The organism is Halorientalis pallida (assembly GCF_049605515.1).
In the GTDB taxonomy this organism is placed as follows: Archaea; Halobacteriota; Halobacteria; order Halobacteriales; family Haloarculaceae; genus Halorientalis; species Halorientalis pallida_A.
Genome location: NZ_CP187158.1, coordinates 2,317,330 through 2,342,142, shown reverse-complemented (window position 1 = coordinate 2,342,142; position 24,813 = coordinate 2,317,330). Strand labels below are relative to the sequence as shown.

At 68.7% G+C, this 24,813-nt stretch carries 29 protein-coding genes and 1 tRNA gene; 15 read left to right on the top strand and 15 right to left on the bottom strand.

What is annotated here, in order from left to right:
- Positions 1-90 precede the first annotated feature (90 nt).
- Entirely contained in the window at positions 91-561 is a 471-nt protein-coding gene (locus tag ACOZ4N_RS13600) for a YbaK/EbsC family protein (protein ID WP_424016907.1), read from the bottom strand.
- Positions 562-911: 350 nt separating this feature from the next.
- Positions 912-1,016, bottom strand: a tRNA-Arg gene (locus ACOZ4N_RS13595).
- A gap of 111 nt (positions 1,017-1,127) precedes the next feature.
- Here ACOZ4N_RS13595 and ACOZ4N_RS13590 point away from each other — a divergent pair.
- From ACOZ4N_RS13590 to ACOZ4N_RS13580, 3 genes are read left to right on the top strand one after another with little or no spacing between them, the layout of a single operon-like run.
- The gene (locus ACOZ4N_RS13590; protein ID WP_424016906.1) at positions 1,128-1,688 is read left to right on the top strand and encodes a nucleoside monophosphate kinase; all 561 of its coding nucleotides are present in this window, start codon (positions 1,128-1,130) and stop codon (positions 1,686-1,688) included.
- On the top strand, positions 1,685-2,101 hold the full coding sequence (locus ACOZ4N_RS13585; RefSeq protein ID WP_424016905.1) for an RNA-binding domain-containing protein: 417 nt from the start codon (positions 1,685-1,687) through the stop codon (positions 2,099-2,101). The genes ACOZ4N_RS13590 and ACOZ4N_RS13585 overlap by 4 nt, the downstream gene beginning before the upstream one ends.
- On the top strand, positions 2,098-2,712 hold the full coding sequence (locus ACOZ4N_RS13580; RefSeq protein ID WP_424016904.1) for an HAD family hydrolase: 615 nt from the start codon (positions 2,098-2,100) through the stop codon (positions 2,710-2,712). Before ACOZ4N_RS13585 ends, ACOZ4N_RS13580 begins: the two co-directional genes overlap by 4 nt.
- Here ACOZ4N_RS13580 and ACOZ4N_RS13575 read toward each other — a convergent pair.
- Both ACOZ4N_RS13575 and ACOZ4N_RS13570 read right to left on the bottom strand, forming a co-directional pair.
- A complete protein-coding gene (locus ACOZ4N_RS13575; RefSeq protein WP_424016903.1) occupies positions 2,704-3,825 on the bottom strand; it encodes a molybdopterin-dependent oxidoreductase in 1,122 nt (373 codons plus the stop codon). The two genes, ACOZ4N_RS13580 and ACOZ4N_RS13575, sit on opposite strands and share 9 nt — an antisense overlap.
- A 40-nt stretch (positions 3,826-3,865) precedes the next feature.
- Complete coding sequence (locus ACOZ4N_RS13570) at positions 3,866-4,831, bottom strand: lamin tail domain-containing protein (RefSeq protein ID WP_424016902.1); 966 nt, start codon at positions 4,829-4,831, stop codon at positions 3,866-3,868.
- 96 nt (positions 4,832-4,927) lie between these two features.
- Between ACOZ4N_RS13570 and ACOZ4N_RS13565 the strand changes: the two genes are divergently transcribed.
- Entirely contained in the window at positions 4,928-5,824 is an 897-nt protein-coding gene (locus tag ACOZ4N_RS13565) for a CBS domain-containing protein (RefSeq protein WP_424016901.1), read from the top strand.
- A 361-nt stretch (positions 5,825-6,185) separates the two neighbouring features.
- Here the strand turns inward: ACOZ4N_RS13565 and ACOZ4N_RS13560 are convergent, their stop codons facing one another.
- Genes ACOZ4N_RS13560 through ACOZ4N_RS13550 form a run of 3 tightly spaced genes read right to left on the bottom strand, consistent with a single transcriptional unit; the run spans position 6,186 to position 8,396 of the window.
- A complete protein-coding gene (locus ACOZ4N_RS13560) occupies positions 6,186-7,214 on the bottom strand; it encodes a nucleoside recognition domain-containing protein (protein WP_424016900.1) in 1,029 nt (342 codons plus the stop codon).
- Between the two features lie 46 nt (positions 7,215-7,260).
- Positions 7,261-7,818 carry a magnesium transporter gene (locus ACOZ4N_RS13555; protein WP_424016899.1) on the bottom strand — a complete coding sequence of 186 codons (558 nt, stop codon included), beginning with the start codon at positions 7,816-7,818 and terminating at the stop codon, positions 7,261-7,263.
- The gene (locus ACOZ4N_RS13550; RefSeq protein ID WP_424016898.1) at positions 7,818-8,396 is read right to left on the bottom strand and encodes a magnesium transporter; all 579 of its coding nucleotides are present in this window, start codon (positions 8,394-8,396) and stop codon (positions 7,818-7,820) included. Before ACOZ4N_RS13550 ends, ACOZ4N_RS13555 begins: the two co-directional genes overlap by 1 nt.
- 121 nt (positions 8,397-8,517) lie before the next feature.
- On the opposite strand from ACOZ4N_RS13550, the gene surE reads away from it, so the two are divergent.
- The 6 genes from surE to ftsY all read left to right on the top strand — a co-directional run bounded on the left by surE (position 8,518) and on the right by ftsY (position 12,649).
- Positions 8,518-9,411 (top strand): 5'/3'-nucleotidase SurE, encoded by an 894-nt coding sequence (surE, locus tag ACOZ4N_RS13545; RefSeq protein ID WP_424016897.1) that lies wholly within the window; start codon positions 8,518-8,520, stop codon positions 9,409-9,411.
- Positions 9,412-9,573: 162 nt separating this feature from the next.
- Positions 9,574-10,584: an NAD(P)-dependent alcohol dehydrogenase gene (locus tag ACOZ4N_RS13540; RefSeq protein WP_424016896.1), complete on the top strand. Its 1,011-nt coding sequence runs from the start codon at positions 9,574-9,576 to the stop codon at positions 10,582-10,584.
- 34 nt (positions 10,585-10,618) lie between these two features.
- Positions 10,619-10,828, top strand: a complete 210-nt coding sequence (locus ACOZ4N_RS13535) for a YgaP-like transmembrane domain (protein WP_424016895.1) — start codon at positions 10,619-10,621, stop codon at positions 10,826-10,828.
- A gap of 52 nt (positions 10,829-10,880) precedes the next feature.
- Positions 10,881-11,054, top strand: coding sequence for a 50S ribosomal protein L18Ae (gene rpl18a, locus ACOZ4N_RS13530; RefSeq protein ID WP_424016894.1), 174 nt, complete (start codon positions 10,881-10,883; stop codon positions 11,052-11,054).
- Positions 11,051-11,518 (top strand): prefoldin subunit alpha, encoded by a 468-nt coding sequence (gene pfdA / locus ACOZ4N_RS13525; RefSeq protein ID WP_424016893.1) that lies wholly within the window; start codon positions 11,051-11,053, stop codon positions 11,516-11,518. The genes rpl18a and pfdA overlap by 4 nt, the downstream gene beginning before the upstream one ends.
- Positions 11,519-11,524: 6 nt before the next feature.
- Positions 11,525-12,649: a signal recognition particle-docking protein FtsY gene (gene ftsY / locus ACOZ4N_RS13520; protein WP_424016892.1), complete on the top strand. Its 1,125-nt coding sequence runs from the start codon at positions 11,525-11,527 to the stop codon at positions 12,647-12,649.
- Here the strand turns inward: ftsY and ACOZ4N_RS13515 are convergent, their stop codons facing one another.
- Positions 12,650-12,790, bottom strand: coding sequence for a hypothetical protein (locus ACOZ4N_RS13515; protein ID WP_424016891.1), 141 nt, complete (start codon positions 12,788-12,790; stop codon positions 12,650-12,652).
- 417 nt (positions 12,791-13,207) lie between these two features.
- Between ACOZ4N_RS13515 and ACOZ4N_RS13510 the strand changes: the two genes are divergently transcribed.
- Both ACOZ4N_RS13510 and ACOZ4N_RS13505 read left to right on the top strand, forming a co-directional pair.
- Positions 13,208-14,929: a nitrite/sulfite reductase gene (locus ACOZ4N_RS13510; protein ID WP_424016890.1), complete on the top strand. Its 1,722-nt coding sequence runs from the start codon at positions 13,208-13,210 to the stop codon at positions 14,927-14,929.
- Positions 14,922-16,493: a Coenzyme F420 hydrogenase/dehydrogenase, beta subunit C-terminal domain gene (locus ACOZ4N_RS13505; protein WP_424016889.1), complete on the top strand. Its 1,572-nt coding sequence runs from the start codon at positions 14,922-14,924 to the stop codon at positions 16,491-16,493. Before ACOZ4N_RS13510 ends, ACOZ4N_RS13505 begins: the two co-directional genes overlap by 8 nt.
- A 195-nt stretch (positions 16,494-16,688) precedes the next feature.
- On the opposite strand, the gene ACOZ4N_RS13500 is transcribed toward ACOZ4N_RS13505, so the two are convergent.
- On the bottom strand, positions 16,689-17,246 hold the full coding sequence (locus ACOZ4N_RS13500) for a hypothetical protein (RefSeq protein WP_424016888.1): 558 nt from the start codon (positions 17,244-17,246) through the stop codon (positions 16,689-16,691).
- A 148-nt stretch (positions 17,247-17,394) separates the two neighbouring features.
- Between ACOZ4N_RS13500 and ACOZ4N_RS13495 the strand changes: the two genes are divergently transcribed.
- Positions 17,395-18,807 (top strand): signal recognition particle protein Srp54, encoded by a 1,413-nt coding sequence (locus ACOZ4N_RS13495; protein ID WP_424016887.1) that lies wholly within the window; start codon positions 17,395-17,397, stop codon positions 18,805-18,807.
- Positions 18,808-18,846: 39 nt separating this feature from the next.
- Here the strand turns inward: ACOZ4N_RS13495 and ACOZ4N_RS13490 are convergent, their stop codons facing one another.
- The 4 genes from ACOZ4N_RS13490 to ACOZ4N_RS13475 form a co-directional block, all read right to left on the bottom strand.
- Positions 18,847-19,209 (bottom strand): type II toxin-antitoxin system VapC family toxin, encoded by a 363-nt coding sequence (locus tag ACOZ4N_RS13490; RefSeq protein ID WP_424016886.1) that lies wholly within the window; start codon positions 19,207-19,209, stop codon positions 18,847-18,849.
- Between the two features lie 29 nt (positions 19,210-19,238).
- The gene (locus ACOZ4N_RS13485; protein WP_424016885.1) at positions 19,239-19,487 is read right to left on the bottom strand and encodes a hypothetical protein; all 249 of its coding nucleotides are present in this window, start codon (positions 19,485-19,487) and stop codon (positions 19,239-19,241) included.
- A gap of 51 nt (positions 19,488-19,538) precedes the next feature.
- The gene (locus ACOZ4N_RS13480; protein WP_424016884.1) at positions 19,539-20,639 is read right to left on the bottom strand and encodes an aminopeptidase; all 1,101 of its coding nucleotides are present in this window, start codon (positions 20,637-20,639) and stop codon (positions 19,539-19,541) included.
- Positions 20,640-20,705: 66 nt separating this feature from the next.
- Entirely contained in the window at positions 20,706-20,834 is a 129-nt protein-coding gene (locus ACOZ4N_RS13475) for a hypothetical protein (RefSeq protein WP_281187032.1), read from the bottom strand.
- A 100-nt stretch (positions 20,835-20,934) separates the two neighbouring features.
- Here ACOZ4N_RS13475 and ACOZ4N_RS13470 point away from each other — a divergent pair, with 100 nt between their 5' ends.
- A complete protein-coding gene (locus tag ACOZ4N_RS13470; RefSeq protein WP_424016883.1) occupies positions 20,935-21,777 on the top strand; it encodes an ArsR/SmtB family transcription factor in 843 nt (280 codons plus the stop codon).
- 193 nt (positions 21,778-21,970) lie between these two features.
- Here ACOZ4N_RS13470 and ACOZ4N_RS13465 read toward each other — a convergent pair whose 3' ends face one another.
- The gene (locus tag ACOZ4N_RS13465) at positions 21,971-22,474 is read right to left on the bottom strand and encodes a metallophosphoesterase (RefSeq protein ID WP_424016882.1); all 504 of its coding nucleotides are present in this window, start codon (positions 22,472-22,474) and stop codon (positions 21,971-21,973) included.
- A gap of 128 nt (positions 22,475-22,602) precedes the next feature.
- Between ACOZ4N_RS13465 and ACOZ4N_RS13460 the strand changes: the two genes are divergently transcribed.
- Complete coding sequence (locus ACOZ4N_RS13460; protein ID WP_424016881.1) at positions 22,603-23,559, top strand: cation diffusion facilitator family transporter; 957 nt, start codon at positions 22,603-22,605, stop codon at positions 23,557-23,559.
- 1 nt (position 23,560) lies between these two features.
- On the opposite strand, the gene ACOZ4N_RS13455 is transcribed toward ACOZ4N_RS13460, so the two are convergent.
- Positions 23,561-24,793 carry a hypothetical protein gene (locus ACOZ4N_RS13455; protein WP_424016880.1) on the bottom strand — a complete coding sequence of 411 codons (1,233 nt, stop codon included), beginning with the start codon at positions 24,791-24,793 and terminating at the stop codon, positions 23,561-23,563.
- Positions 24,794-24,813: the final 20 nt, after the last annotated feature.

The following is a 24,813-nucleotide window of genomic DNA, read 5'->3' as shown; positions in this document are numbered from 1 at the left end:
TCCGGTATGTGTTACACCCTCACATTATAAATACTGCCGTGTCACTGGCTCACAATACCCGGTCGAACAGCCCCGGGTAGTCTCGACCGTTCAGTCCGTCACCGGGACCGGGGTCGCGTCGGCCAGGTCGGCCAGCCGTTCGGGATCGACGGGGAACACCGTCCGTGGCGTCCCGGCGGCCGCCCACACCTCGTCGTGGTCGAGCAACGTCTCGTCGATGTAGGTCCGTATCTCCGAGTCGTGACAGAACGGCGGGACGCCGCCGATCCCGTACCCCGTCGCCTCCCGGACGCGGTCGGGGTCGGCCATCGCAACCTCCTCGGCACCGATTTCGTCGGCCAGGTGTGCCTCGTCAACGCGGTTGGCCCCGCTGGTGACGACCATGATCGGCTCGTCGTCAGCGGTGAACACGAGCCCGCTGGCGATCTGCGCCACGTCACACCCGACCACCTCGGCCGCGTCCGCGGCCGTCTTGGTCCCCTCGTCGAACTCGTGGACGTCGATCTCGATACCGTACCGGTCGGCGGCCGTCTCGGCGAACTCCGCGGCTCGGGGATGCATACGCCCGCTGAGGTGTGGGGGGCTGAAAATTCTGCTGGGGTCGATCCCGCCGACCCACCCCACTTAAGTCCGACAACGAGAATCGACGGACGGCAGCGGGGGCCGTTCAGGTGCTGAACGAACTTCGAAATCCGAGATGCAGAATGGATCTGAGAACCGACCACAGAGGGGACGAGGCGGTGACGGTTCGGACTTTTCGGTAGAAGTCCTGAAACGACGGTTTTCGCACGGGCACGGTGGGATATTGAACTACGCGAAGACGGTCACCCTCACTTCGTTCGGGTGCTGCGACTTCTCTCGTTCAAATCCCACTGGCCGCTTCGCTCGGCGCGGTGTGCGCCTCGCAGAAGCGGGCACGGTGGGATTTGAACCCACGACCGTCGGATGGCTTCCACCGGCAGATGACTGCAGGTGATAGAAGTCCGACGCTCTAGTCCGGACTGAGCTACGTGCCCTCGCTTCGGACTGTACCGCGATGGACAAAAAGAACCTCGGTTTCGGGGATGCGTTTCGACCGCCACGGCCAGTCACAGCCCTTAAGCGCGCCTCGGGACTACCGACTGGCAATGACCGTTATCGGGACAGTCGGCCTCCCCGGCAGTGGCAAAGGCGAGGCGGCGGAAGTTGCCCGCGAGCTGGGCGTGCCGGTCGTGACGATGGGCGACGTGATCCGCCGGGAGTGCCGGGACCGCGGGCTGGACCCGGCCAGCCATCACGGCGAGATCGCCCAGACACTCCGCGAGGAGAACGGGCCCGCGGCCATCGCCGAGCGATCCCTGCCGTTGATCGAGGAGCGACTCGCCGGCGAGGACACCGACACCGTCCTCGTGGACGGCCTCCGGTCGGACGTGGAACTCGACGCGTTCCGCGACCGGTTCGGCGAGGAGTTCTATCTCGTGAGCATCGAAGCGCCGTTCGAGGTGCGCCGCGAGCGGATCACCGACCGCGGCCGTGACGACACCGAGGACGGGGAGAGCCTGCGGGAACGCGACGAGCGCGAACTCGGGTTCGGGATGGGGGAAGCGATGGAGCGGGCCGACGTGACCATCGAGAACACCGACACGCTCGAACGGTTCCGCAAGCAGATTCGGACGGTCTTCGACGAGGGACCGGAGGCGATCCGATGATCTACAGCGTCGACGTGCAGATCACCGCGCCGGTCAACGACACGGAGGTCACCGACCGGGTGGCCGACGCGATCCACAATCTCTTTCCGGACGCCGAGATCGAGGAGCGGCCGGGCGAGTTGCTGGCCGAGACCCACAGTCTCGAAGCGCTCTCGGAGGCGCTGCACCGCCAGGAGATCCTCGACGCCGCCCGCAAGGTCTTCTTCGAGAACCGGCAGGGTGACACCTTCAGCTTCGACCTGAAGAAACAGCCGGCCTTCGAGGGTGTGGTCACCTTCGCGGTGGGGAACCCGAGCGAACTCGGCGACCTCCACGTCCGGGTGCGGGTCGAGGAACCGTCCGTCGAGGAGTACATCGACCACGTCGCGCCGCCGACCGAGGAGGGGCGGCCGGTCCAGCCCGACGACCGATGACGGCGGCCATCTTCTTCGCGGTCGACGGCACCCTGCTCTCTCACACTGCCGACCGCGAGACCGTCGTCGAGCGCGGGCTCGACGCGGTTCTCGGGGAGGCCGATCCGGAACTCGTCGAGACGTACCTGGACACACTCGACGAGCGGCGGGCGGCGCTCGATCCCGGGGCCGAGCGGGCGGGTGCGGAGGCGGTCGCGGCGGCGGTCGACGGCGACTTCGCGCCGGAGGCACTCACCGACGCGCTCCGCGAGGCCGAGATCGCGGCGACGACGGTGCCGGAGGCCGCGCCGTCGGCGCTGGCGGCGCTCGCCGAGACCGATCACCTCGGCATTCTCACGAACGGGAGTCGCGACCGACAGACGGCCAAACTTGCGGCGCACGACCTCGACGGATTCTTCGAGACGGTCGTGACCGCGCCGGCGGCCGGCGCGGCGAAACCCGATCCGGCGATCTACGAGTACGCCCGCGAGCAGGTCGACGCCGACGAGTACGTGATGGTCGGTGACGATTACGAGGCGGATGTCGAGGCCGCACGCGAGGCGGGGTTCGTCCCGATCCACTACGAGGACGACGGGCCCAGTCTCTGGGGGGCGCTGGACGCCCTAATCTAGGCCGCTGACGAAGATGGCGACCCACTGGCCCAGATCCTGGCGGTGGGTGACCTCGACGCTTTCGACCCACTTGACCCACTGGAAGCCGCGACGGCCGGGCGCGACGAGTCGGAGCGGGAAGCCGTGGCCGTGTGCGAGGGTCTCCCCGTCGACGCGGGTCGCCAGCAGGGCGTCGCGGGCCTCCTCGATGGGCAGGCTCCAGTAGTAGCCCGTCACGGAGCGAAAGCGGACCCAGGCGGCGTCGTCGGTCGGCCCCGCTCGATCCAGCAGGTCGCCGACACGGACGCCCGCCCAGTCGTGTTCGGAGTACCAGCCGCTGGTGCAGTCCAGGACGGCGCGCTCGCCGGCTCCCTCGACGGGCGTGTCGGCGGCCGATCCGTCGCGTCGGCGCGGTGCCGAGCGGGATTCGGGCGGGAGGGCGTCGAAGTCGAGTTCCAGGGGTGTCTCGACCGCGCCGGCGACGGTGAGAGTCCAGTCGTCCGGGTCGACCGGGTCGGGATCGTCGGCCACCCAGCTGGTGACCGGGAAGGCGTTGCCGTCGTCGCTCCCCTCGGCCTTGGAGCCGGTGAACCGGCGGTCCCGGCCGGGGAGCGAGAGGGCGTCGCCGGCGACCTGCTGGGCCTTCCAGGAGAGCGCACCGAAGCCGAGCAGGGCCCCGTACTGGAGGGTCGTCCGTCGTCCGTCCACGCCGGCGGTCGAGGGGAGGCGGAACCGGTGGCGCAGGTGCCACAGCAAGACGGGGGCGACGAGCGTGCCCAGGACCATGTGGAGAAAGAGGAGCGGCCAGCCGGCGATCCGGACGGGGCCCGACAGCGCCCAGTAGATGCCCGTCGCGAGCGTCGCCAAGACGAGCGTGCCGAGCAGGAGCGAGATGGGGGTCCCGCCGTCCCACAGGTCCCGGTCGGTGACGCGGCGGCGGACGCGGCGGAACTTCCAGCCCAGCAGGGCGACCAGCGTGAAGCCGGCCAGCGCGTGGAGGGTGAACAGCCACGCGCCCGAGGGCTGGCCGACGGTGAGACTCACCAGTCCCGACCCGACCTCGAACGCGACGAGGGCGAGGATCGACCAGTCGACCAGCGACGGGGGCGGTGCCAGGCGGGCGAGGACGCCCATACCCCTCCTCGGGGCTGGACGGGCTTGGATGCTCGGGCGGCTAATAGCCTCGGCGCGCCATCACCGTCCCGTTCTCGGCCCGCACGGTCACCGTGTCGCCGTCGTTGTTCCAGACCGGCGAACCCTGCCCCCAGTACAGCGTGGTCGCCGAGTCGGTCCCGCTCCCGGTCCGGAGCGTGAGCCGTGCGCCGGGGTCGACCGTCGTCCCGTCGGGGAACCGGAAACGGTGGTCGGCCGCGTCGGAGACGGTCCACCCAGAGAGGTCGAGGTCGGTCTCGCCGCGGTTCTCGAAGCGCACGAACTCGTCGTTCAGGTTCTCGCGGTCGTCGCCGGCGGCGTCCGCATGGATGTCGGTGATCGCGAGCGCGCCCGTGACCGTGCCGCCGTCCGCGGCGACGGTGTCGCCGCCCGTTCCGGTCGCTGTCACCGGGTTCTCGGTCGCGCAGGTCCACAGACCGGTGCCGTTGGCCCGGGCCCGCTGTTCGGCGGCGTCGAAGGCCGCCCGTTCGGTGAACTGGCTGTCGTAGACGCGGGCGTGGCCTTCGGTGAGCAACCAGTAGTTGACGTTCTCGCCGTCCTGGTAGATGTAGCCCAGCAGGCGACCGTAGTAGCCCCGGCGGTCGCTCTCGGCGTCGACGCCGATGGTGACGGTCTCACCCAGCAGGCGCTGGGTCATCGCGCGGGTGGCGTCGTGGCCGGCCTCGCCGAGACACGACCGGCCGGCCGCGGTTTCGGGGACGCCCTCGAACTCCGCGGGGTCGTTCTCGCCGCTGGTCTCGGGCGTGTCGACGCCGAGCAGGCGGACGGTGTCCTGCGTGCCGTTGCGATAGCGGATCTTCACGGTGTCGCCGTCGACTACGGCCGTGACGGTCACCGCGTAGCTGTCCCGGAGGTCGGCGTCCGCGGGCGGTGCGGGCGTCCCCGGCGCGGGCGAGCCGTCCGGGGAGAGCCCGAGGCAACCGCTGGCGGCGACGAGGACGACGAGCGCGAGGACGGCACGGTCCATACGTCGCCTGTGGGGGCCAGCTACTTGAGCGGCGAGGCCGACCGGTGGTGGGGTGACCCCAAGGCATAGGGAGAGTGGCCCCGGAGATGTCACCGAATGCTCGTCCCCGTCACCATCCGCGAGGTAATGAACCCGACAGTCGAGACGATCGGTCCGGACCTCGACGCCGCCGCCGTCGCCGAGTTGCTCCACGGGAAAGACATCGGCTCGGCGGTCGTCGTCGAAGATGGCGACCCCGTCGGCATCGTCACCGAATCGGACGTGGTCGGCCTCGTGGCCGAGGGGTACGACGCCGACACGGTGACCGCCGCCGACTGCATGTCCACCCCGGTCGTCACCATCGACGCCGACGACTCCATCGAGGCGGCCGTCGACCGCTTCCGCGAGCACACGATCAAGAAACTCCCGGTGACCGACGAGGGGGACCTCGTGGGCATCGTCACGACGACCGACATCTCCTACTATCTGCCCCACTTCACGCGGCGCACGACTACCAGCAGCGGCTCGACCGCCGACCGTCACCACCGCGAGCGCGTCGACACCGCCTACGAGCGCGAGGGCTGGGAGTTCGAGAGCCTCGGCCCTCACGACGACCGCATCGAAACCGGCGACGTGGTGAAGTTCACCAAGACCCTCTCCCAGGAGGACGTGGAGGCCTTCGCCGAGGCCAGCGGCGACACCAACCGCCTCCACCTCGACCCGGACTACGCCCAGGGCACCCGCTTCGGCCGCCCCATCGCCCACGGGACGCTCGTCGTCGGCGTCGTCAGCGCCGCGCTGGCCCGCCTCCCCGGACTCATCGTCTACCTCTCGCAGGACACCTCCTTCCTCGGCCCCGTCGACATCGGGAGCGAGGTCACCGCCGAGTGTGAGGTCGTCGAGGACCTCGGCAACGGCCGTTACCGGCTGACGACCCGCGCCACCGCCGACGGCGACGAGGTGATCGACGGCGAAGCCGTCGTCATCGCCGACCCCATCCCCGACACGGCCTGAGCGTCCCTGGCCGCCACTCTCCTCGTGGTATTCGCCCGATCAGTCCCCTGTCCCCGAAAACACTCTCTCGGTTCCTCCCGGTTTGTTACTCGATGCCGTGAGACAGTTCACCATACCTATCAGATGCAAAGAATTAAGGTCACCGGTAGCCCTTATACAATCATAATGTATTGCCCACAGTGCGGGACCCGGATGGCTCTGAACGACGAGACGACGAAGTTGAACGAGTACACCTGCAACACCTGCTACAACACGGAAATCGAGACCAAGCAGCCGGTCGCCGGCCACGCGCTCTGAGGGCGACACTTCTCTCCGTTTTTGACGGCCGCGAGCGGCCGCGCCGTACTCCGCGCCCCGCCGCTCAGATCGCCGTCGGCGCGAGCAGGACGACCAGCGCCACGGCGATGAACACGACCTTGAGGACCGTGTTGACGACGATCACTTTCGAGCCGAACTCGCGGCCCCAGATGCCGTACTGGAAGGGGATCGACCGCTTGAACGTCGAGACCGCGAAGGAGACGATCCCGCCCACGAGCATCGTCGCGACCGCCGCCCGCGCGGTGAAGGTCCCGTTCTCGATCAGCGGCGCGACGAAGATCGCCCCGTTGGTCGTGTCGACCGCGAACACCGCGACGGCCGGGATCGCCGCGCTCGGCAACCCGAGCGCTCCGGTGATTGGTGCGACCGCGCCGGCGATGCCGAGCGCGTCCGGACTGCCAAAGAGGACGGTGACGATCTCCTCGTAGTAGGCCACCAGCGTCGCGACGACCAGGTAGACGACCAGCAGGCGCGGCACGATGTCCCGGACCTTCTCGACGGTACTCTCGGCGGCGGCCCGGAGCCTGGCGCGACGGTCCCGCGCCCCGCCGCTCCCGTCGGCTTCGACGGCGGCCCCCTCGTCCACGTCGGCCTCGACGGTAGTGTCGACGTTTCGCTCCGAGAGCAGGAGTGCGCCCGCCAGAACACCGGTTCCGGTGATGGCGAGCGAGATCAGCGCCCGCGCGCCGACGTACATGAGGCCGACCTTCAGGCCGAGAATGGGGATCAACACGGGCGCGTAGAAGGTGAAGATGTGCTGGGCGAACCCGAAGAACGTGTTCATCGTGACGGCGACGAGCGTCGCGCGGTCGTCGAGCAGGCCGGCCTCCCGATACTCGGCGAGCATGCCGTACCCCGCGGTGGGGGAGGCCGTCGTCGCCAGAATCGCCGTCCCGACCTCCGGCGGGAGGTTCGCCGGCTGGGTCAGCGGCCGCGCCAAGCCCGCGATGTACTGGACCGCGCCGAACTCGACGGCGACGCTGGCCAGGCCGACCCCGAGGGCGATGAAGACGGTGATCGACGCCACCCGGACCAGCACCTCCGCGAGCAACGCCGTCGGCTCCGGTGCCATTTGGCGTCCCTTGGAATCTGGCGGTCAAAGCCCTGACTATCCAGCGTCAGACCACCAGCCGGACCACCAGAAAGAGGACCACCACGCCCAGCACGTCACAGACGTTCGTGACGACGGGAATCACCACGTCGTCGGGGTCCAGCCCGAACCGGTAGGCGGCGTAGGTCGTCACCAGCGTCACGAAAACCGCCAGCACCGCCAGCACCGCACCGCTCCCGAACGCCACCAGCACGACGGTCCCGACGCCCAGTCGGGACCCACTCACGAGCGTCTGGCAGACCCACGCGCCGGCCCCGACCAGCGGGAACAGCGTCAGCGCCAGCCCGAACGTCGCGACGGCGTTGCCCAGCAGGTACTCGTCGTCGGGCTCGAAGGAGAGCAGCCCGAGGTGGACCACCGTCGAGAGCCGCGCGGCGAGGATGCTCCCCAGGTTACCCGCCATCCCGATGGTGACGGGCACCAGCACCAGCAGGGAGGGGTACCTGAGGAGCGTGCCCTCGAAGGTATCGAGGACGAAGCCGCTGGCGAGTTCGATGCCCGTCAGCACCAGCAGGATGGGCAGCATCGTGCGCATGATCGCCCGGGGGGACCAGCGCGTCTCCATCAGAGGCCACCCAGCCCGAGGACGATTCGCGTGGCGAGCAAGAGCGTGGCGACGCCGACCACGTCGCCGGTGGTCGTGACCACCGGCCCAGCCAGCGTGTCGGGGTTGTAGCCGCGGCGATACCCGAGGAAGACGACGCCGACGACCGCCGCCGTCAGCAGGAGCCCGGAGATCAGCCCGGCGATGCCGGCGATGCCGAGGAGCGTGGTGACGGGTGCGACCCGCCGCCCCAGCACCGCGAGGACGACGAACGCCAGCACGGCCGCGAAGCAACTGACGAGGATGCCGTTGGCCAGCGCCGCCGCGACCGCACCCCGCAACCGCTCGTCGTCCAGATTCAGCGTCGGCTCGATCAGCCCCTGGTGGAGCGCGGAGGCGAGCCGCGCGCCCAGCGAGCCGTAGACGTTCCCGCGGGTCGCCAGCAGGGCGGGGACGAGCATCAGGAGCCCGGGGACCGCCTGCAGTTCCGCCTCCATCCCGCCGAGGACGACGCCGGCGAACAGGCCACCAACCGCGCTCACGGCCAGCACCGGGAGCGCCTCGCGGTAGGCCTCGGCGGCGACCTCGCGGACGGTCATTGGCGGGCCAACGAACCCCCGAGATAAAAACCCCGGTAGCCCGACCGACCGCCGTGGTGCGTGTGGGCAGGGGTCACGACAGGCCCGAAAGACTGACGCGTCGGGGCCCCAACCACCGACCGTGACTGCCCCCCACGTGCTGTTGACGAACGACGACGGCATCGACGCCCCCGGGCTGGCGGCCCTCTACGAGGAGCTGACGGGGGTCGCCGAGGTGACCGTCGTCGCACCGACGGACAACCAGAGCGGGACGGGGCGGACCCGGACCCACCGCACCACCCGCGAGGACCACCCCTGGGGCTACGCCATCGACGGGACGCCCGCCGACTGCGTGGCCTACGGCGTCGGCGGCCTCGACGCCGACTTCGATTTCGTCGTCGCCGGCTGTAACCACGGCCCCAACGCCGGCAACTACGTCGTCGGCCGTTCCGGTACCGTGGGTGCCTGCATCGAAGCCGCCTTCCTCGACATCCCGGGCATCGCCATCTCCGCGTACCACGCCCAGGACTTCTTCGTCCACCCGCCCGAGGAGTATGACTTCGGCCGCCCCGCGAAGGTGGCCCGGGAACTGCTCGTCCGGAGCCAGAGCGCCCCGGTGTTCGACGAGGCCGACGTGTTGAACGTCAACGCCCCCGTCGACGTGCCCGAGTCCGCGATGCGGCTCACCGAACCCCACCACGACTACGCGGTCGACGTGGAACACGAGGCCACCGACCGCGACGAGGTCGACCTCGGGAAACCACGGGAGGGCGACATCGCCATCCGGGACGTCGTCTGGCCCAACACGGTCGGCTGGGAGAGTCCGTTCCCCGCCGACGAGGACCTCCGGGAGCGCTATCCCGAGGGCTCGGACCGCCGCGCCCTCGTGGAGGGCGAGGTCAGCGTCTCGCCGTTGACCGCGCCCGCCCTGTCCGTCGAGACGGGGTCGCTCCAGCAGGTCGTCGACGGCTACAACGACAGCGAGCGCGCCCGGGAGCGCGCCCACGAGGAACAGCGCCGCGACGACGGGGCCTGAGTCGCGCATTCCGGGCCGCGCCGCGCCCACTCTTATACTGCCCGCCTCACGAGGGGGTTCCTTTACCGGACCGGAGCCGTTCCCGTCCGATAGCATGATACGACGGGTAGCAGGGGAACGAATCGAGCATCGGTCGACGACTGCTGGGGAGGGCCGCTGACCGTGCGCGCCGCACGCTTCCACGGTCCCGACGAGGGGCTGGTCGTCGAGGAAGTCCCCCGGCCGGAACCGGGACCCGGCGAGGTGCTGATCGACGTGTCCGCCTGCGGGCTCTGTCACTCCGATCTCCACCTGATGCACGGCGACCTGCCGATCCCGACGCCGCGGACGCTGGGCCACGAGGCCGCCGGCGAGGTCGCCGCGACCGGCCCCGGCGTCGACCACCTCGACCCCGGCACGAGCGCCGTCGTCTTCGGCGGCTGGGGCTGTGGTCACTGCGAGGTCTGCACTCGCGGGGACGACCAGCTCTGTAACGTGCTGGAGTGGGCCGGCATCGGCCAGGACGGCGCGCTCGCGGACTTCGTGGTCGTCCCCGACGCCAAGTACGTCCTCCCGACCGAGATCGACCCGGTCGAGGCCGCGCCGCTGACCGACGCCGCGCTCACGCCCTACCGCGCGGTCCAGCGCGCCCGCGAACACCTCTCGCCGACCGACACCCTCCTGATCGTGGGGATCGGCGGCCTCGGCCAGTTCGGCGTCCAGTTCGCCGCCATGACCGGCGCGCAGGTCGTCGCCGCCGACCAGGACGCCGCGAAACTCGCGCTCGCCGAGGAGTTGGGCGCGGACGTGACCATCGACGTGACCGAGGAGTCCATCCAGAGCGCCGTCCGCCGGGTCACCGACGACGGGGCCGACGCCGCCATCGACTTCGTCGGCAAAGACGAGACCCTGCAGGCCTGCGGGAACGCGCTCGGCACGCAGGGCCGGCTCTACATCGTCGGCATCGGCGGCGGCTCCTTCGAGCTATCTTTCAACCCCCTCGTGGGCAGCGAACTCGTCTGTACGAACGTGTTCTGGGGCAGTATCGACCAGCTCCGGGACGTGCTGGACCTGGCCGAGGCCGGCCGACTGGACGTGGGCGTCGAACCCGTCGGCTTCGCGGATCTGGCCGCGACCTACGACCGGCTGGCGGACGGCGACGTGGACCGGCGGGCTGTACTCGTGCCCGAGTGACTGAAATTAAGTCCCCGGCGACCCATCGACCGGTATGGTCGACACGAACGTCGGCGGCATCGACCGGACGGGCCGCGCAGTGCTGGCGGTCGTCCTGACGGTCGTCGCCGTCGCCACGTTGCGGAAGGGGAACCGGACGGCTGGACTGCTCGCGGGTATCGGCGCGCTCGCCTTTGGATTCAACGCCACGACCTGTTTCTGTGGCCTGAACGCGGCACTGGGCATCGACACGACCGAGGAGTAACGGAGAGGAGAGGTCGGTACATTCTTCCCCGTCGGTCCCGCACGTCCCGAACATGACCGAGTTTACCGTGAGTGGTCGATGGCAGGCCCGAGATGGGTGGGAGAGCTTCGAGAAGACGATCGAGGCCGAAAACGAGGACGTCGCGGTCGAACACACCTACGCCGAGTTCGGCTCCAAGCACGGCCTGAAGCGCACACAGGTCGAAGTCAGTGAGGTGGCCCAATGAGCCTCGGTGGCGGCGGTGGCGGCGGCCAGCTCCAGCAGCTCGCCGAGGAGATCCAGGCACTCGAAGAGGAGAAGGAAGCCCTCGAAGCCGAGATCGAGGACCTGCAGGCCGAACAGAGCGAGATCGACGAGGCCATCGAGGCTATTCAAACGCTGGACACGGGCGAGACGGTGCAGGTGCCCCTCGGCGGCGACGCGTACGTCCGCGCCGAGATCCAGGACATCGACGAGATCATCGTCTCGCTTGGCGGCGGGTACGCGGCCGAGCGCGACCAGAACGACGCCGTCGACACCCTGGAGAACAAGAAAGACACCCTCGACGACCGGATCGAGGACATCCGCGAGGAGATCAGCGAGGTCGAGGCCGAGAGCGACGAACTCGAGGAGAAGGCCCAGCAGATGCAACAACAGCAGATGCAACAGCAGATGGCCCAGATGCAACAGCAGGAAGGCGACGACGAGTAAGGGGCCATGTTCGACGGACTGAAAGACAAGCTCAACAGCTTCAAAGAGAACGTCGAGGAGGAGGCCGAACCGGCCGAGGAGGCCGCGGACGCCGACGCCGAGACTGAACCGGCGGACGCCGACCAGCCGGCCGAGCGGGAAGAACCGGTCGAGGGGGAACCCGAGACGGAACCCGAACCCGAGGCCGACGCGGACGACGGCGGCAGCGACCGCGGGTTGATGGAGCGGGCGAAACTCGCAGCCACGGGCAAAGAGGTCATCGAGGAAGATGACCTCGAAGGCCCGCTGGAGGAACTGGAGCTGGCCCTGCTCTCCTCGGACGTGGAGATGAGCGTCGCCCAGGAGATCCTGCGGGGCATCCGCGAGAACCTGATCGGCGAGACGCGCTCGAAGGTCAAGACCACGGGACTGGTGGTCGAGGAAGCGCTGCGCGACGCGCTGATCGACGTGATCAGCGTCGGGCAGTTCGACTTCGAGCAGCGGATCGCCGAGGCCGACAAGCCCGTCTCGATCATCTTCACGGGCGTCAACGGCGTCGGGAAGACGACGACCATCGCCAAGCTGTCGCAGTGGCTCGACGAGCGGGGCTACTCGACGGTGCTGGCCAACGGCGACACCTACCGGGCCGGCGCGAACGAACAGCTCCAGCAACACGCCGACGCGCTGGACGAGCGGCTGATCTCCCACGAGCAGGGTTCGGACCCGGCGGCGGTCATCTACGACGCCGTCGAGTACGCCGAGGCCAACGACGTTGACGTGGTGCTGGGCGACACGGCCGGTCGGCTCCACACCAGCAACGACCTGATGGACCAGCTGGAGAAGATCGACCGCGTGATCGAGCCGGACATGACCATCTTCGTTGACGAGGCGGTGGCCGGGCAAGACGCCGTCAACCGCGCCCGGGAGTTCGACGACGCCGCCGCCATCGACGGCGCGGTCCTCACCAAGGCCGACGCCGATCCGCAGGGCGGCGCGGCCATCTCCATCGCCCAGGTCACGGGCAAACCCATCCTCTTTCTGGGGACCGGGCAGGACTACGACGACCTCGAACCGTTCGACCCCGAGGTCATCGTCGACCGCCTGCTGGGCCACGACGAGGAGGAGCCGGGTCCCGACGAAGCCGCGGCCTGACTACTCCTCCCGGTCGGCCGAGAGCCGTTCCCAGACGCCCGTACAGCCGACCCCGTCCTCGAGGTCGTCGAGGTGGTCGGGCCGCTCGTCGTCGTCCACCGGGTCGTCGTCTGCAACGCTCGAATCTCCCGAATCTGCCATACCAGCAGTACGAACGGCACACGCAAAAGGCCTCGCACGAACCGCCCCACTCGCCAGTGCCCACCGGTGGAAGCAAATGTGTCCGGAATGCTGACGCGGGGACGGCGGCCGGACCGACCACGCGCTCCGTCTCCTCTCGGGCGATTTCTCCCGGCGGTGGGTCCGGCGACTGTCACCGGTAACGAACGTCTCGGCTGACGGCCACGGAGCGACCGTGGACCGGTCGACGACGGGGGGTGTGTCGACTGGTACCGCGTCACACATAGCGGCAAGCGCTGTCGGTTTCGTGCGGCACTGGCAGCAGCGGCCGGAAGGCGAGGGCCTACGTCCGTGCGTGGGAGTCACAGCCACACGCGGACGCACGGGAGTCGGTGCTGGAGTTCGGTCGGAACGTGACTGCGTTCGCCCGGAGGCACCATGAACACGGTCGAACGATGGAAACAGGAGAAACACCCGCTGGAAGTGGTCGCGGACGTACGCGAGTACGCCGAGGACGGATTGACCTTCGACGAAATCGAGGCGCGAGCGGGTGACGGCGAGTGGGAACGGCTGAAGTGGGCCGGCATGTACGCCCACGGACGACAGCGCGGCTACTTCATGCTCCGGACGAAGGTGCCCGGCGGGCACCTGACGCCCGAGCAGGCCGAAGTGATCGGTGAGGTAGCCGACGAGTACGCCACCGCGCCCGAGGAGTACGGCGGCGAGAGCCAGAACGAACTGTGGGGTGACGCCTTCCTCGACATCACGACCCGGCAGGACGTCCAGATGCACTGGATCGAACTCGAGGACGTGCCCGACATCTGGGAGCGGTACGGCGAGGTCGGACTGACGACGATCCAGGGCTGTGGCGACTCGGCCCGGAACGTGCTGGGCTGTCCCGCGGCCGGCCTGGCCGACCACGAGTGTTTCGACGCCCAGCCCGTGGTCGAGGCCGTCTCCGACTTTTTCACCGAGAACCGCGAGTACGCCAACCTCCCCCGGAAGTTCAAGATGACCATCACCGGCTGTCGGGCCGACTGCGCCCAGTCCCAGATCAACGACGTGGGACTGACGCCCGCGCGGAAGGAGATTGGCGGCGACCCGCACTACGGCTTCCACGTCCGGGTCGGGGGCGGGCTCTCGGACGGCCCCCGGATGGCCTCGGACCTGGACGTGTTCGTCCCCCCGGCCGACGCCGTGGAGTTCTGCCGGGCCGTCGCCCAGACGTTCAAGGAACTGGGCGACCGGTCGAACCGGGGCGTCTGCCGGATGCGCTACCTCGTCGAGCAGCTGGGCGCGGAGAACTTCGAGGAAGCCGTCCGGGACCGCTGTACCGTCGACCTTCCCGAGCGTGGTACCGACCTCACGGAGGGGTACCGCGGCGACCACGTCGGCGTCCACGACCAGCGCGAAGCGGGCCTGCAGTACGTCGGGTTCAACGTCGTCGGCGGGCGGATGGGCGGCGACGAGTTCGCCCGGGCCGCCCGCGCCGCCCGCGAGTACGGGACCGACGACGCCACCGTCCGCCTCGCCACCGACCAGAACTTCCTCGTCACGCACGTCCCAGCGGGGACCGTCGAGGACCTTCTGGCGGAGCCGTTCGCCGCAGACTACCAGCCCGACCCCGGCCCGTTCGCGCGGGGCGCGGTCGGCTGCACAGGGAGCGAGTTCTGCAACTACGGCATCGTCGAGACGAAACAACGGATCAAGCGGTGGGCGCGCGAACTCGACGAACGGGTGGACACGCCGGAGGACCTCGACGTGGTTCGGATGCACCTGTCGGGCTGTTCGGCCTCCTGTGCCCAGCCACAGATCGCCGATATCGGGTTCCGCGGCGAGACCGTCCAAGTCGGGGGAACGGACGCCGGTGCCGACCCCGGCGAAGACGACATCGTCGAGGGGATGGACTTCGGCCTCGGCGGGAGCCTCGGCGCGGACAACGCCTTCCTCGACTGGGTCGAGACGGCGGTGCCTGCCGACGCCGTCATCCCGGCCATCGAGGAACTGTTCGCGGCCTACGTCGACGAGCGCCGGGCGGGAGAGCGGTTCTACCAGTGGACGCGCCGGGTAGCCGACGACCGCCTCCGCGAGATCATGCGACGGGCCGACGCCAACGTCGCCGGCGGCGTCGCCCACGAGGAGGGTGCGGCCGATGACTGACGACGCCGACCCGCCCGCCGACGCCGCGCCGGAACTGGCCGAGGACGCGGCAGACGACGGTTCTGGTTCCTTCGAGGGCGATAGGAATACGACCGACAGTGGAGGCGACCGTCCACTCCCGGGTGTCCCCGGAGACGGTGGCGACGCCGACGAGTGCTGTGGGACCGGTGCGTGTGCGTGTGGCGTGTCGAGACCACGTTCCGACGGCGGCGCGACGCCGGCCAACGTCGACGCCGACGGGAGCCTCGGGGACGTGACGTTCACCGACCCCGCCGAGGGCGTCAGTCAGGACGTGGACGGACACGACGGCGACCCGCCGGACCAGCGGGTGAATCCGCCCGAAGGGGTCGATCTGGACACGCCCGGCTACGGCATCCGCGAGGAGATGAACGACGTGGAGACGCCAGACGAGAAGACGTGGTTCATGGAACTGGACGAGGCGGTCATCCAGGACGGCCGGTGCATCCAGTGCGGGACCTGCGTGGCGGCCTGTCCCTCAGACTCCATCGGCGTCGGCGAGGACGACCTGCCCGAACTCGTCAAGATGTGTACGGGGTGTTCGCTGTGCTGGGACTTCTGTCCCCGGGGTGGCCTCCGGTACGAGCGCCAGTGGAAGATCACCGGCGGCGAGGACAACGTGAAAGGCGCGGGCGACCCCATCACGGAGTTCTCCGCGCGGGTCACGGACGACTGGCGTGCGGACGCACAGGACGGCGGCGTGGTCACCGCCATCCTGACGCACCTGCTGGCGGCCGACGAGATAGACGGCGCGCTGATCGCCACGGAGAGCGACGACGAGCCCTGGAAGGCCGAGTCGTTCCTCGCGACGACACCCGAGGAGTGCGTCGAGAACGCCGGGAGTTTCTACAACCAGACCCTCGCACTCGGGAACCTCGACCTCGACCGGTGGGCGCACAAACTCGACGTGCCGCTCGACGAGGCGTCCGTCGCCCTCGTGGGCACACCCTGTGAGATCGAGGGGATACGCGCCCTGCAGGACTTCGGGTGGGACTACGGGGGCCAGGAGGCCGGTGTCCGCGCCGTCGAGTACACTATCGCGCTGATGTGTACGAAGAACTTCAACTACCACCGGCTCATCGGCGAGCAACTGGCGGAAAAGCGCGGTATCTCTCCGGAAGACATAGGCAAACTCGACGTGCTGGACGGGGAGATGCGCGTCTACGACCACGACGGCGCGGCGCTACTGGTCGAGGACGTCGAGGCGTTCCACGACGCGGCCCTCAAGGGCTGTGACGAGTGTGCGGACTTCACCGGGTACGCCGCCGACCTGACCGTCGGTTCCGTGGGGTCGAGCGACGAGTACTCCAGCGTCATCGTCCGGACCGAGCGTGGGATGGAGGCCTGGGAACTGACCGAACCCGACCTGGACTACCACGACCTGGAGGACCGCGGGGCCATCGGCGGCCTCCAGTCCTGGGACAAGAAGAAGGCCTTCGAGTCGCTGGAGCGCCCGTTCGACCCGGACGCACCGCGGTTCATCGACTACACCGACCACGCCGACCAGTACGGGACGACCGTGAACCCCCACGAGAGCGACCACTGAGCGAGCGCCACGCCCCGAACCGGCAGTGTTCCGACCCCAGCCGGTGCCTCGATCGGCCCTCCTCGGCGGCCGGGGTCGTCGTGCCCGAGCGGGTCCGCCAGTACGTCACGAGTCCGGTGATGGGACCGGTAGACCACTGCGGCCACACCAGCGTGAAATCGGGCACGGAACGACCGGCACTCGATACGTCCCGTGCTAGCGACACGGCTGCTCGAACTCGTCGGCCTGTGCCTGGAGGAACGCGACCAGGTCGTCGAGGGGGTCCGGGATCTCCGCCGTCGGGTCGAACCCCGTCTCGTGCGGGGTCCCGTCGACGGTGAGTGTGACCCTCGTCACCGGCACGTCGGTCGGGCACGGCCCCTCGCAGTCGTAGTATCTCGCCCACGACGACGGGTCGGCCGCCGCGACCAGCCGTTCGAGTCGGGCGAGTTGCTCCCTGGTCAACCGCCCTTCGAGCCGGTCGGTCTCGCCGGTGTCGGTCAGCAGTCGCCCGCAGTCGTACGTGTAGGTGAGCCGACCGTCCGGGGCAACCGAGAGGGCCTCGTTCCAGCCCGTGTACCCGCTCCCGTATCGGTAGGTCACAGCCACGTCCGACGCTGCCGTGGGCGACCGGACTGTCGTGTCGGTCGGTGCCCGACCCTCCGACGGCGAATCGGCCGCGGGCGCGTCGGTGTCCGGGTCGGTGTCTCCGGCACATCCGGCTGTCAGCGGCAGGGCGACGGCGAGCGCGCCGACGAACGCACGGCGGTTCATGCTCTCACCGAGTCGCGGGGCGAAAAAAGCCGTGGCGGTGGCTCAAACGGCCCTTTGACTCTCCCGCGGGCGCCCGACCCTGTGCCGCCGTCGGTCGCCGACAGAAAAAGCCTTTACCGCTTGGCTAGCGTATCTCGGGTAACTAACCATGGTACTCGATGATCTGGGGAGTTCGCTTCGGGGGACGCTGGACGACCTCCGGGGGAAATCCCGCATCGACGAGGACGACGTGGCCGACGTCGTCAAGGAGATCCAGCGCTCGCTGTTGCAGGCCGACGTGGACACGAGCCTGGTGATGGAGCTGTCGGACAACATCGAACAGCGGGCGCTCGAAGAGGAACCGCCCAGCAGCACCTCCGCCCGCGACTGGGTGCTCCGGGTCGTCTACGAGGAGATGGTCGATCTGGTCGGCGACTCCACCGAGTTGCCCCTCGAAGAGCAGACCATCCTGCTCGCCGGTCTCTACGGGTCAGGGAAGACCACCACCGCGGCCAAGATGGCCTGGTGGTTCTCGAAGAAGGGGCTCCGTCCCGCGGTCATCCAGACCGACACCGACCGCCCCGGCGCGTACGACCAGGCCAAGCAGATGGCCGACAACGCCGAGGTCGACTTCTACGGCGACCCCGACGCCGAGGACCCCGTCGAGATCGCGGAGGCCGGCCTGGAGGAGACCCAGGAAGCCGACGTGCGCATCGTCGACACCGCCGGTCGTGACGGCCTGAACCAGGAACTCATCGACCAGATCGAGCGCATCGACGACGCCGTGAACCCCGACCGGAACCTGCTCGTGATCGACGCCGCGATGGGCCAGTCCGCCAAGGACCAGGCCCGCGAGTTCGAGGAGGCCATCGGCATCGACGGCGTCGCCATCACCAAGCTCGACGGGACGGCGAAAGGTGGCGGCGCGCTGGCCGCCGTCAACGAGACCGGCTCGTCCATCGCCTTCCTCGGGACCGGCGAGACGGTCCAGGACATCGAGCGGTTCGAGCCCTCCGGGTTCATCTCCCGCCTGCTCGGGATGGGCGACCTCAAACAGCTCACGGAGCGCGTCGAGCGCGCGATGGAGGAGACCCAGGACGAGGAGGACTGGGACCCCGAGGACCTGATGGAAGGGGAGTTCACCCTCCGGGACATGCGCCACCAGATGAAGGCCATGGACAACATGGGCCCGCTCGACCAGGTGATGGACATGATCCCCGGCATGGGCGGCGGGCTGATGGACCAGTTGCCCGACAACGCCATGGACGTGACCAAGGATCGGATGCGCTCCTTCGAGGTCATCATGGACTCGATGACCGAGGACGAACTCGAACACCCCCGCTCCATCGGCCAGAGCCAGATCAAACGCATCGCCAAGGGGTCGGGGACCAGCGAGGACCGCGTGCGCGAACTGCTCGAACAGCACAAGATGATGGCCAAGACCCTCAACCAGTTCCAGGGCATGGGCGACGCCGACATGGAGCGGATGATGAAACAGATGCAACAGGGCGGCGGCGGTCCCGGCGGCCCCGGCGGCGGCATGGGCGGCATGGGCGGCGGTGGCGGTCCGTTCGGCGACTAGGACGACCTGTTTTCTGCACTCGGCTGTTCGAGACGAGGTTCAATATGTCTCTACCGACACGCTTAGCGTCTCGAAGTCGCCCACGTTGTCCGTGAGAACCGTGTCGTCGAGAATCTCGGCCATCGCCGCGATGTACGCGTCGTTCGATCCGACGCTTGCGTTCCCGCCCGTCCGGTCGTCTGCCTCCGCGAGTAGTCTCCCGGCGACGCGAGCGACTTCCTCGTCGACTTCGATCCGTGGATAGCCGAGCAGGCGATTCCGAACTTCCTGTTCGGTCGTATCGCTCCGTGCCGTCGCCATACCGTAGTACGTCTCGGCGACGACCGGCGTCGGCAACCACTGCATCTCGCCGCGTTCGACCAGTTCCGTCCCCTTGGCGAACGCGTCGTGATCGTCTGCCATCAGATCGAACAGATACGACGAATCGAGAATCACGAGTCCTCGTCCTCGCTCTCGAAGGCGTCGCTGGCGGCGTCGAACCGACTGCGATCACGGCTCCGGAGATCGGAAACCGCTTCCTTCGCTTCTTCGGCCTCGTCCTCGCTGAGGAGGCCCGCTACGTCTTCGGGATTCGGCCCACGTGTCATCCGCCGGAGCGTCTCCTCCATCGTCTCGTCGTCTCGCTTGTGGCCGCGCAACCACTCGTGGTACTCCTCGGAGACGCGAATCGTCTTGACCATATATCCGGATATACGCCTCTGCGGACTTAGTTTCTCGCCCCACGTCCGTCCCTATCCTTCGAAGCCGTCTTCGAACCGGAAGACGCCGTCCTTCTGCACCACCTCGCCGTCGACTTCGATCCGCGAATCCTCGCTCATATCCACGATCATGTCCACGTGCTGGGCGCTCTGGTTCTGTTCGTTGTCCTCGCCGACGGTCTCCTCGTAGGCTCGGCCGACGGCCATGTGGACGGTGTCGCCCATCTTCTCGTCGAACAGCATGTTGTAGGTGAACTGGTCGATGTCGCGGTTCATCCCGATGCCGAGTTCGCCGAGTCGTTTCGCGCCGGGGTCGGTTTCGAGGATCGACTCCAGCACCTCGCCGTTCTTCTCGGCGTCGTACTCGACGACTTCGCCGTCCTCGAAGACGAGTCGCGCCCCGAGGACTTCCCGGCCGTTCTGGTAGACCGGTTTGTCGAACAGGACCTCACCCTCGACGGAGTCGGGGACGGGCGCGGTGAACACTTCGCCGCCGGGGATGTTGTGGACGTTCGTGTCGTTGAGGGCGTGGTTGCCGGCGATGGACATGGTCACGTCGGTCGTCTCGCCCGAGACGATGCGGACTTCCGCGCCGTCTTCGAGGATGTCGACCATGTTCGACTGGAACTGCTCCTGTTCGTCCCAGTCTTTCAGGATGGCGTCGTAGACGAAGTTCTCGTAGGCTTCGGTGGACATCTCCGCGAGTTGCGCGTTGGCGGGCGTGGGGTGCTGGGTGAGCGTCCAGCGGTCGGAGAGCCGCTCGTTCAGGATGGGGCTGTGGGCCTGCTGGTACTCGGCGGTGGTGTCGCTGTCCACGTCGTCCATCTCGGTGACGTTCTCGTTGGCCCGGATGACGACGTGACAGTCGGCTTCCTCCACGAGGGCCTGCTCGTGGCCGGGCGTCTCGAACTCGACGCCGGCCTGGTCGGCCGAGCGGAGGTAGCCACGGATGGCGCGGCCGCTCCGGTTGGTCCGGAGCGTGACGGGGTGGGCACCGCGGTCGCCGGCGAGTTCGTAGAGAGCGACGATCAGGTCGTCGGCGGCCGGTTCGGCCTTGATCACGAGGTTGTCGCCGGTGTCGAGGTCGATGGCGTCTGCGAGTACCTGCGCGTGTTCGCGGATGCGTGGGTCCATGTCACGGTGGAAGGCCGGTCGCCGGTAATCGGTTTCGAAAGGGGTGGTTGTGGTCGCGTCCTGTGGCTACCGCTTCCCTTTCCCTTCGTTCATCCCTTCTTTGAGTGCCGTGGCGGTCCGGCGGAAAAAGAGGTACACGAGGAAGACGAAGCCCAGCATGACGGCGACCATCCCCCAGAGTACGAGATCGGCCATGTCGCGACGTAGCTCACGCGGCGGCAAAGCCCTTTTCCTCCGGTGGGGGCCGGAGAGACGTAACAAAGTTGATGCCGATTGCTATCATAGCCGGCGAACGATGTCGCTGTTGCCCTCCGAACCCGACACGTCCGCGGCCGAGGAGGCCGAGCCGCGCGTCATCGGCGTCGATTCAGAGGACGCCGACGACGTACTCTCGGCACTGACCTCCGAGACGGCCCGCTCGGTCCTGTCGGAACTCCACGACGACCCCGCCCCGCCCGCCGCCCTCGCCGACCGCGTCGACACCTCCCTCCAGAACGTCCAGTACCACCTCAACAAGCTGGAGGACGCCGGTGCCATCGAGGTGATCGACACGATCTACTCCGAGAAGGGCCGCGAGATGAACGTCTACGCCCCCGCCGACCGCCCGCTGGTCATCATGGCTGGCGGTGACGACGACGACAAGTCCACGCTCCGGAGCGCCCTGTCGCGCTTTCTCGGCAGTCTCGGGATCATCGGGATCGCCAGCCTCGCGATCCAGGCGGCCGTCGGCGACGGCGGCTTCCTGAACCCGATGGGGAGCCGGGATTCCGCCGGCTCCGAGTCGGGTGCCGCACCGCCCGCTGGCAACGACACCGGGACCGCGACGGGGACACCCGGAGCGGAGAGCTATCGCTCGACCGACGGCGGCGGTGGTGGCATGGAGGCCGCCGACGTGACCAGTCAGAACGCTACCGAGGCACCCGTGGCCACCCGGCCGGAGACGGCCAGACCCGAGGCCACCGACGGCGGTACCTTCGACACCGCCACCGAGGCCGCGCGAACGGCGACCGAGACGGCCGCCTCGGGGGCCGGCGACGCCGTGGCCGGCGCGCTCTCGCTCCCGCCGGGGTTGCTCTTCTTCCTCGGCGGTGTGACCGCGCTGGCCGTCGTCGCGGGCGTCTGGTACCTCACGGACTGACGGGGGCAAATCCGACCGCTGGCGGCCGGTTTTCGCGGATGGGTAAAACGCTCGTTTGAGCTTCCGCTGGCTACTTTTAAGTAGGGTCTGTAGTGTGCGGTGCGCCCGCTCGCTTCGGCCCTCCCCACGAGACCTGACTCGTCTCCGACTCGTCTCCGAAGCCCTCCGACTCGTCCCGGGCGCGCCCGTCTTTTCAGACCGTGAACTCCTCGAAGACGGTGCCGTCCGGGTCGACCAGCCGTCCCTCGACCGCGTCGCCGTCGGTCTCCAGTTCCGCGTGGGCCGGTCGGTACCGCCGGGGCTGGGCGTGACTGCCGGGATTCAGCAGCGTCACGCCGTCGCCCTCGTGGACGCCGGGCCGGTGGGAGTGGCCGAAGACGACGAGGTCGGCGGCTTCCTGTCGGCCCAAAAGCGAGAGGGCGGTGTCGCTGTGTTCGTGGCCGTGGACGACGACCAGCCGGAGTCCCTCGTGGTCGACGACGCGCCGGTCGGGCAAGCGGTCCTGGACGGCGGGGCGGTCGTTGTTGCCGACGACGCCGTACAGCCGGTCGGCCTCGGCCTGGAAGGCGTCCAGGACCGGTTCCGTCATGAAGTCGCCCGCGTGGACCACGGCGTCCGCCTCGCGGACGGCTTCGAGGGTTCGGCCGTCCAGCCGGTGGTCATCGCGGCTGTGCGTGTCGGAGACGACGGTGAGCATGCCCGCGCGTACGACGGGGCCGTGTAAACCTCCGACGGATCGGGGCGGTCGGCCCGAGTGGGTCGGTTCGGACGGTGGACTGGTCGGTTCCAGAACAGCTTTGGGTCTGCCGGGGGAGCCACTCCGTAATGGCAGGCAACAGCAAGGGGGTCGTCGTCGCGGCGTTGATCGCCAACGGGGCCATCGCGATACTGAAATTCCTGGGGTATCTGCTGACGCTCAGCCCGGCGATGCTATCCGAGACGTACCACTCCATCTCGGACACGGGCAACCAGGTGTTCCTGCTGATCGGCATCCGCTACGGCGCGCAGGACGCCGACCGACGCCATCCCTTCGGCTACGGGAAGGCCCAGTTCTTCTACAGCTTTCTCGTCTCCGTGCTGCTCTTTGGCATCGCGGGCTGGGAGTCGGCCAAGCACGGCTACGACGCCCTGATGCACGGAACCGAGCACGCGGCCCGCCAGCCGACGATCCCGTTCACCGACATCACGCTCTCCTTTCCGCCCGTCTACGTCAACTACGCCGTCCTGATCGGGGCCATCGTCTTCGAGACCTACGCCTTCTGGAAGGCCCGGAAGGAACTCAAACGCCAGATCGACGTCCACGGCTGGAGCGGGTACAAGGAGGCGTTCCGGAAGACCTCCGACGTGACCACCCTCACGGCGTTCACCGAGGACTTCATCGCGCTCGCGGGCGCGGGCATCGCGCTCTTTGGCATCTATCTCTCACGAGTCACCGACAACCCGGTCTTCGACGCGGCCTCGGCGCTGCTCATCGGCCTCATGCTGATGGGCTTTGCCATCGCGCTGGCCTGGGAGAACAAACGGCTCCTGCTCGGCGAGAGCATGCCCGAGGAGGACGAACGCGAGCTACGGGACCTCATCACGGGCTGGGACGGCGTCGACGAGGTCGTCGACTTCCGCACCGTGTACTTCGGCCCGGGCGAGGTGATGGTCGCGACCGAGGTGGCCTTCGCCGACGACCTCACCGCCGACGTGCGCCCCGACGTGATCGACGACATCGAGGCCGCCATCCGCGAGGCCGAACCCCACGCCAACCGGATCTACGTCGAACCGGTCGACTGAGCTACCGGAACGCCGAGTACCACGTCTCCGCGTGCATCACCGCGACGACGAGCCGGTCGGCCGTCGGATCGGAGAGGGTCGGCCGGAGTGTCTGTTCCGGCCCGCCGCCGGAGCTGTACCTGACCGGCGGCCCGCGGCTGGCGACGGCCGCGTTCGCCTCCGCGTCCAGCGAGGTGTTCAGCGGCAGGTACGTCTGCAGTGACTCGTTGTAGACGAACACGGCCAGCCCCTGCTCGCTGGCACCCTCCGGGAGCGCGGCGGGGTCGTAGCCGACCCTGACGGTCGCGTTCGTGACCTGCCCCGCGATATCCAGGTCGATCAGCGGCGACGCCCGCGACTCGTCGACGTGGTCGCTCCCGAGCACCGCGTCGTTGCGGAGACGTTCGACGCTCGCGTCCACGTCGGTGCCCGTCACGCGGAAACGCGTGTCGAGGTCCGCGTGGTCGACCACGGTCGTCTCCGGCCCGTCCGAGTCCGTCGTCCGGAGGTCGGTCAGCCAGTCGGGTTCGGCGACCGTCGTCGCCCCGACGTTCGAGAGGTCGAACCAGCGCGAGACGAGAAGCCCCTCGGTCGGCCGCTCGCTCTCGGGCGGGACGTACTCCCCGCTCGTGTAGTTGTGGATCAGGCCGCGCTCGTCCACGACCGCGCGGCGATAGGGGAGCGCCCGGTCCGCGCTCTCGTAGTCGAGTCCGGCGGTGAGGACGTACCGCCGTTCGCCGTCCCGCTGGATCGTGTCGGTGACCGTCAGCGACTCGACGCCGACCAGCGCCTGCCGCCCCGTCGGCACCGCGGTCCGGTTGGGCTGGGCGACCGTCTTCGTCACCGGCCCGTCCTCGAACCGGACGTACTCGCGCCCATCGCGGGCGTACAGCGCCGTGGCCTCGCCGCGGAGCGGGTGGTACTGGAAGCGCTCGATCTCGAACAGTCCCTCGTCGGCCCTGACGACCGTCGACGCGCGCTCCCGTGCGCCGGAGGGCAATCCGAAGCCCGACCGGAACACGTAGCTCTCGTTGGCCAGCGCGGTCTCGTGGGCTCTCAGCAGTGCTGACGCCTCGACCTCCGCGCCGACCGAGAGGCCCAGACCCGTCGTCTCGTTCGGTTCGCCGTCGCCGTCCGCGGGCGTCGCCGTCGGGGTCGCGTCGTCGGCCGTCGGTGTCGGACCGCCCGCGCCGCCGGAACAGCCCGCCAGCGCGACCAGCGCCAGACAGCACGCCACCAGCAGTCTCCGGTCCATAGACTGTCACAACGAGCACG

What these genes read in the sequence shown, in the direction of transcription:
- ACOZ4N_RS13600 (WP_424016907.1), bottom strand. Translation starts at nt 561, where the DNA reads ATGCATCCCCGAGCCGCGGAGTTCGCCGAGACGGCCGCCGACCGGTAC.
- ACOZ4N_RS13590 (WP_424016906.1), top strand. Translation starts at nt 1,128, where the DNA reads ATGACCGTTATCGGGACAGTCGGCCTCCCCGGCAGTGGCAAAGGCGAG.
- ACOZ4N_RS13585 (WP_424016905.1), top strand. Translation starts at nt 1,685, where the DNA reads ATGATCTACAGCGTCGACGTGCAGATCACCGCGCCGGTCAACGACACG.
- ACOZ4N_RS13580 (WP_424016904.1), top strand. Translation starts at nt 2,098, where the DNA reads ATGACGGCGGCCATCTTCTTCGCGGTCGACGGCACCCTGCTCTCTCAC.
- ACOZ4N_RS13575 (WP_424016903.1), bottom strand. Translation starts at nt 3,825, where the DNA reads ATGGGCGTCCTCGCCCGCCTGGCACCGCCCCCGTCGCTGGTCGACTGG.
- ACOZ4N_RS13570 (WP_424016902.1), bottom strand. Translation starts at nt 4,831, where the DNA reads ATGGACCGTGCCGTCCTCGCGCTCGTCGTCCTCGTCGCCGCCAGCGGT.
- ACOZ4N_RS13565 (WP_424016901.1), top strand. Translation starts at nt 4,928, where the DNA reads ATGCTCGTCCCCGTCACCATCCGCGAGGTAATGAACCCGACAGTCGAG.
- ACOZ4N_RS13560 (WP_424016900.1), bottom strand. Translation starts at nt 7,214, where the DNA reads ATGGCACCGGAGCCGACGGCGTTGCTCGCGGAGGTGCTGGTCCGGGTG.
- ACOZ4N_RS13555 (WP_424016899.1), bottom strand. Translation starts at nt 7,818, where the DNA reads ATGGAGACGCGCTGGTCCCCCCGGGCGATCATGCGCACGATGCTGCCC.
- ACOZ4N_RS13550 (WP_424016898.1), bottom strand. Translation starts at nt 8,396, where the DNA reads ATGACCGTCCGCGAGGTCGCCGCCGAGGCCTACCGCGAGGCGCTCCCG.
- ACOZ4N_RS13535 (WP_424016895.1), top strand. Translation starts at nt 10,619, where the DNA reads ATGGTCGACACGAACGTCGGCGGCATCGACCGGACGGGCCGCGCAGTG.
- rpl18a (WP_424016894.1), top strand. Translation starts at nt 10,881, where the DNA reads ATGACCGAGTTTACCGTGAGTGGTCGATGGCAGGCCCGAGATGGGTGG.
- pfdA (WP_424016893.1), top strand. Translation starts at nt 11,051, where the DNA reads ATGAGCCTCGGTGGCGGCGGTGGCGGCGGCCAGCTCCAGCAGCTCGCC.
- ftsY (WP_424016892.1), top strand. Translation starts at nt 11,525, where the DNA reads ATGTTCGACGGACTGAAAGACAAGCTCAACAGCTTCAAAGAGAACGTC.
- ACOZ4N_RS13515 (WP_424016891.1), bottom strand. Translation starts at nt 12,790, where the DNA reads ATGGCAGATTCGGGAGATTCGAGCGTTGCAGACGACGACCCGGTGGAC.
- ACOZ4N_RS13510 (WP_424016890.1), top strand. Translation starts at nt 13,208, where the DNA reads ATGAACACGGTCGAACGATGGAAACAGGAGAAACACCCGCTGGAAGTG.
- ACOZ4N_RS13505 (WP_424016889.1), top strand. Translation starts at nt 14,922, where the DNA reads ATGACTGACGACGCCGACCCGCCCGCCGACGCCGCGCCGGAACTGGCC.
- ACOZ4N_RS13500 (WP_424016888.1), bottom strand. Translation starts at nt 17,246, where the DNA reads ATGAACCGCCGTGCGTTCGTCGGCGCGCTCGCCGTCGCCCTGCCGCTG.
- ACOZ4N_RS13495 (WP_424016887.1), top strand. Translation starts at nt 17,395, where the DNA reads ATGGTACTCGATGATCTGGGGAGTTCGCTTCGGGGGACGCTGGACGAC.
- ACOZ4N_RS13490 (WP_424016886.1), bottom strand. Translation starts at nt 19,209, where the DNA reads ATGGCAGACGATCACGACGCGTTCGCCAAGGGGACGGAACTGGTCGAA.
- ACOZ4N_RS13485 (WP_424016885.1), bottom strand. Translation starts at nt 19,487, where the DNA reads ATGGTCAAGACGATTCGCGTCTCCGAGGAGTACCACGAGTGGTTGCGC.
- ACOZ4N_RS13480 (WP_424016884.1), bottom strand. Translation starts at nt 20,639, where the DNA reads ATGGACCCACGCATCCGCGAACACGCGCAGGTACTCGCAGACGCCATC.
- ACOZ4N_RS13475 (WP_281187032.1), bottom strand. Translation starts at nt 20,834, where the DNA reads ATGGCCGATCTCGTACTCTGGGGGATGGTCGCCGTCATGCTGGGCTTC.
- ACOZ4N_RS13470 (WP_424016883.1), top strand. Translation starts at nt 20,935, where the DNA reads ATGTCGCTGTTGCCCTCCGAACCCGACACGTCCGCGGCCGAGGAGGCC.
- ACOZ4N_RS13465 (WP_424016882.1), bottom strand. Translation starts at nt 22,474, where the DNA reads ATGCTCACCGTCGTCTCCGACACGCACAGCCGCGATGACCACCGGCTG.
- ACOZ4N_RS13460 (WP_424016881.1), top strand. Translation starts at nt 22,603, where the DNA reads ATGGCAGGCAACAGCAAGGGGGTCGTCGTCGCGGCGTTGATCGCCAAC.
- ACOZ4N_RS13455 (WP_424016880.1), bottom strand. Translation starts at nt 24,793, where the DNA reads ATGGACCGGAGACTGCTGGTGGCGTGCTGTCTGGCGCTGGTCGCGCTG.